General features: G+C 47.0%; 6 protein-coding genes. 1 reads left to right on the top strand and 5 read right to left on the bottom strand.

Features of this window, described 5'->3' with window-relative positions; translation table 11 throughout:
* Positions 1-349: 349 nt before the first annotated feature.
* The 5 genes from AC27IO_RS20540 to AC27IO_RS20520 all read right to left on the bottom strand — a co-directional run bounded on the left by AC27IO_RS20540 (position 350) and on the right by AC27IO_RS20520 (position 3,238).
* The gene (locus tag AC27IO_RS20540; RefSeq protein ID WP_498740498.1) at positions 350-709 is read right to left on the bottom strand and encodes a hypothetical protein; all 360 of its coding nucleotides are present in this window, start codon (positions 707-709) and stop codon (positions 350-352) included.
* 66 nt (positions 710-775) lie between these two features.
* Positions 776-1,120, bottom strand: coding sequence for a roadblock/LC7 domain-containing protein (locus AC27IO_RS20535; protein ID WP_498740497.1), 345 nt, complete (start codon positions 1,118-1,120; stop codon positions 776-778).
* A gap of 58 nt (positions 1,121-1,178) precedes the next feature.
* Positions 1,179-1,730 (bottom strand): GTP-binding protein, encoded by a 552-nt coding sequence (locus AC27IO_RS20530; RefSeq protein WP_498740495.1) that lies wholly within the window; start codon positions 1,728-1,730, stop codon positions 1,179-1,181.
* Positions 1,723-2,430: a hypothetical protein gene (locus AC27IO_RS20525; protein ID WP_498740493.1), complete on the bottom strand. Its 708-nt coding sequence runs from the start codon at positions 2,428-2,430 to the stop codon at positions 1,723-1,725. The genes AC27IO_RS20530 and AC27IO_RS20525 overlap by 8 nt, the downstream gene beginning before the upstream one ends.
* 127 nt (positions 2,431-2,557) lie before the next feature.
* Complete coding sequence (locus AC27IO_RS20520; protein WP_498740492.1) at positions 2,558-3,238, bottom strand: hypothetical protein; 681 nt, start codon at positions 3,236-3,238, stop codon at positions 2,558-2,560.
* 945 nt (positions 3,239-4,183) lie between these two features.
* Between AC27IO_RS20520 and AC27IO_RS20515 the strand changes: the two genes are divergently transcribed.
* Positions 4,184-4,759, top strand: a 576-nt coding sequence (locus AC27IO_RS20515; protein WP_498740490.1) for a hypothetical protein, incomplete at its 3' end; no start/stop codon positions are given.

Genomic DNA, 4,759 nt, shown 5'->3' with positions numbered 1-4,759 from the left:
GCTGGTGCTGGTGCTGGTGCTGGAGCTGGTGCTGGTGCTGGTGGAGGATTACCAGTTGGCGACTTGTCGGCGGACTCCCCGCCACCGCCACAGCCACTGAGCAATGCGAAAGCAGCTATCGCGGTAGCCATCCGCTTTTTTCCGAACTTCGGAACGATATTGGTTGTCTGCGTCATTTGTTGATGCTAGTTTTCGTTTTAAAAAAGTGGCTGCCAACTGGTATCTTTTTCATGAGGGTCTTATGCGAAAAGCTTTTTCTGAATTTTTTGTTTAAATACCAGTTGCACTGCACGCAGGAAATGGAGTGATTGACTTTGGTCATCTGATTGCTCTTCACTGTATCGATGAATCAAAACTCTATTAATTTCTCCACATCCTGCACTTTGCGGCGTGCAAGCGCAAGATTCGCTTTAAGTTTGTCGAGAACTATATAAACGAAAACCCCATCTTTTGAAGCCAGCGGTCTGATAATGTGATATTGCTTACCTAGGGTAATCAAAATATCATCGATTGTGTCTTCGACCCCAAGAGAACGCATTGTTTTTATTTTGGCCCTCACCACCTCTGTGTTACCGGCGGCGGCGAGTTCCATATCCACTCCAGTCCCGGCACTACCCAGCAGCATGCCACTGCCGCTATCCACAATTGCCGCGCAAATCGCACCATCAATCTCGACCAACTGTTTCAGCGATTCATTAATGCTTGCCATGACGATTTTCCAGGGAGTTATAAAATATCTAAAAATAATGAAAGTGCGCCGATTACAGAGGCTGGTTTAATCACTCTCCATTTCACGAACAATTTCTCCAATGGACCAAAAAACTTGACCTAATAATGCATCTTTGTTTACCACGACACACAAAATACAGGGCGGTTTCCCGGCAACGGAGTGAAGAACTACGGAATTTGCATCTGCTTCAAAGGTAAGACGCCTGCATTCAGTACTCTGGATTTCCCGTCCAACAGCGCTCGCCATTGCCATCATCGAACTGGCCATTGCGGCAATACGACTGCCCTGCAGTTTTCCACGATTGAGTACGGAAGCAATCTCGAAGCCGTCTGGTGTTGCAAGCAAAGCCAGTTGTAAACCGGTGGTAGAAGAACCATACGCAGTCAGCAATCGCTGTCCTCGTTCAATCAATGACGAATTAAGACGTGGTAAAGGCCGTGACATTTGATTAAGTGCGCAGAGAGAGCATTGAAACTAGGACTTGAAGCGCATTGAGCAGTTGGGCGCGAGAGCGCACATCCACTTCCATCACAGGCATAACACCGTGGCCTGTAGCGAGAAGGGCATTTGCGAATGACTGCACCGTAGCGAGAGGGGCGGGGCGGCTGCTGAGAACTAAAACCGATGGTGCTTGGCCAGTTGCTGCTGCTGCTTTGGTAAGCAATGTTCCCGCCATTTCAACGGCATCATCGCTGTTAACGTCGATCAATAGAAACAGACCGACTGAAACAGAAACAATCCAGTCACGAACGAAGTCGAACCGGTTCTGCCCAGGACATCCACAAACTTGCACGAACTCGCCTTCACCCAGATCTATCCGGCCAAATTCAACGCCTACTGTGGTGAATTCTTTAATATCGATAGCTTTATCTGAATTAGGGACATCGCAACCGACCATTCCATTGCTGCATAAAGAGCGTAAGGCAGTGGTTTTACCAATACCCATTGGCCCTAGGAACGCGATGCGCGGTATGGGGGTAGCAGCAACTATTTCAGTCATTGCCGGTTGCCTCCCGTAGCCAACGAGTGAGCCGACGTACAAAACCTTTGTGCGTAAGTGTGAAGCCTGCTGACGTCGGCGCAAACACTTCCGGCAAGCCCTGCAGCTCAGCGGCTGATTCCAAAAGATTGCGACGACGTAATTCATCCAGTAACTCAGCAACTTCCCGATGCCCAATGTCGCAATGGGTTTGAAGCTGCTCGACCGAGACGTACTCATTCGCCATTAAGGCCAGCGCTCTCGTACAGGCAAGGGTGTCGTACGGTGAATCAAGAAAGATCCACGCCTTCAAGCGGTGGAGGGGCGCTGTACTTTTGTCTATGTCCAGTGTGAGAAACACACCCAACTGCTGTTTAGCGGGAACTGCCGTGTGTGAATGTTCCGATTGTTCGCACATCGGTACTTCGGCGGGAGTCGTAATAGCCTGTATTACCTGCTTTCGCGCTTTCCAATCCATTAAAAATACCGCCGCACGATCAAGTATGTCGATGACTTGAGCAACCGTGTAGTCGGCAGGCAGGCAGCCTGCCCACTCGATTCCTACTTGGGTAGGGGGACCTTCCCAACCAACCCATACCACGCATGGGAAAAAAACACCAGAATCAGTGATATTTGATGCGTGATCGATAAGCACAACCTCTGCATTAAATGTCTGCGTCTTCTCCCAGGAAAAAACGGTTTTTTGTTCGTGCAACTGCAAATTTTTGCCAGAAATCTTCGTGCGATGCCTGAGTGAGCATCTCAAAAGTAATGGTCCCTCGCATATTTTTTCTCATAATATTTTCTGCGCCATTGAATGAAATCTGAACTTCAGTAGTAGAAGATTTCTAGAAGAGCCGATTGACTGTTTTTCTTTCTGCGTCAAGAACTTCTATCATTAACTGCACGCTTAATATTTGAGCAGCGATTCTTCGTAGACAGTCACTAGCGGGCTGCATGTCCAAACCTAGCTTTCGAATTGCGACCCCTAGCCCATTATTCTCTGCACCAAGCAGACCCTGATGCAATGCAGATAAATGGGTCTGTAGCGCCAAATTTTTTAGAAGTTTTAAATATATTTCGCCTGCAGAGAGCACTTCTTTCAGACCCTCAACTTCTGCACCCTGTTCTATGGCGAGCCATTTCTTGGCATGAGCAATAGTTGCGGCAAGCGAGTCTGTTACTGATATAGCGGTGTCAATAGCCAGTTGAGTAACTGACCCTACAAGTCCGGAAAAATCAGAATTTCCCCACTCTGCATCTTGGGACAGCTCCTTTATTGTCACGATGGCTAGTGCTCCGTTCATTAAGTTAACCATCTGAGCACTGATTAAAAATAGGTACGATAACTGATTTTGTACAGTTGCTTGTGCTTTGAAATTCTGCTGGCAACCAATATTAATATCGTTTGATTTAACTATTTCAATGAATTTGCGAAATTCATGCATCGTTGTTTGGCTAGAAAATCCTGACTTCGTGCTCACTCCATATGGCATTTTTAGTTCCTTCATGAGTACGAAAAGAGACATCAGAGGATGAAGCAAGTTTGCGCTGTATGCAAATACACCCAGAAATTCTTCATTGCTTCGAATGGTTCGTTTTTACTACGGCTGCAGAAAGCACGCCACGTGCTATGCGCGATTTACGAAGCGCATAACAGTTAAGCGCTATTAATTTGCAAAAAAGAGCGCGGGCAGGAACTTTTAGGCATGCGCCAGCGTAGGATTTGTTTCATTCAATGTCGTATTTCTTGAATGATGAACTACCTACCTACCTTCCTTCAACTGCAACGCAGATGAATCTTCGCCGCCGTCAGGAAGCACTAATTTCTTTTATTAACAGCGTTATTGCCGCCTTGAGGGCTGTCCAGCCAATTGGAAGGTCGGTAAGTCTCGTCCCTGACTACTAAATTCGGTTGCGCAAATTTGCTGCCGAAAATGATGCAAATCACTTTTAAAAGACGTGATGTCTATTTGCTAACCGCCGAATTTTTCGCAAATCCTTCGGATGAGTGCAGACCATGTTTTTGACATCCCGAGTGGCTGTGCCCGCGCTTAGCAAGCTCAAGCTCTGCTCGAACCATCGTTCTTCAGCAGGCACCGCCAAAAGCTCAGGCTTTGCGCGAGCCAAATCACTAATGCTCACCTTTTCTGCCTTGATGGGGTTTCGCGCCTTTTCAGGGGGCCGGTGTCGTTCAACAGGGATGCTCACGCGACCCTGTCTGCTGCCGAGTGGTCAAACGACTGGGCGCCGACGATGAGATTCCGCATGCAGTCAACCACAAATGCGTAGCAGCGCACACCTCGCAGGTAGCCATTGCCCTTGAGGTATTCACCGATGCAAACCTCTACTCACGGCTAGCTGAACTCAAGATGAAAACGGATGCCGAGTCAGGGACGTAATCATGATTACAGAGTGCAAGAATTTATCGGATTTTCGAGCCTAACGCTTATCTAGGATGTTTTAACAATTCCGTGAAAGTGTTATTCGCTAAAATGATATGGCCTTCGACGCAGAAAAAAAAATCTTCCGCTGTTTCTCGTATTATCTTTCGGAGTCGAGACGTCGATGAATTCACGAACTTGTTTAGTTCGCTTCACGCACCTGTAAGCGCTGTAGCCAGCTTAGGTAAACCATTTGAGATGTCGGCTGAGATGCTCAGCAGCAGTGGAGTATTTGTATCGAAGACTATATCATCTGACTTAGATTTGAAGTTCCATGATGTTTTCGATGGATACGGACTAACGCTGCCTTCAAGTGGTAATTTTTCGACATATGACATCAAGAATGACATATTAGAGGCGAAAAAAGGCTTTGGCTTAATGGTAGATTCAACAACGATAACCGGGGTGTCAATGAAAGGCGGCAGCAGTTTCGAGAGATTTAAAATCAATACTGCTGATTTGCATCATCAACTGTCAGATTTGATCGACCAGCCAATCGTTAGGCGTGTTCAATTCTCACCACTCGTTTCGCTTACAAGCTCCGCAATGGAGATTGCGAAGAACATCATGCGAATCATGTGGGAGGGGTCAACAGGAGACGCTTTT

The sequence above is a fragment of the Acidovorax sp. KNOB132 genome (assembly GCF_057541515.1).
Note: the sequence above shows the minus strand (reverse complement) of the source record. Positions and strands in the feature narration are given on the sequence as shown.

Bases quoted from the DNA above. Each gene is read 5' to 3' on its own strand.
- AC27IO_RS20540 (WP_498740498.1), bottom strand. From the start codon at position 709: ATGGCAAGCATTAATGAATCGCTGAAACAGTTGGTCGAGATTGATGGT.
- AC27IO_RS20530 (WP_498740495.1), bottom strand. From the start codon at position 1,730: ATGACTGAAATAGTTGCTGCTACCCCCATACCGCGCATCGCGTTCCTA.
- AC27IO_RS20520 (WP_498740492.1), bottom strand. From the start codon at position 3,238: ATGTCTCTTTTCGTACTCATGAAGGAACTAAAAATGCCATATGGAGTG.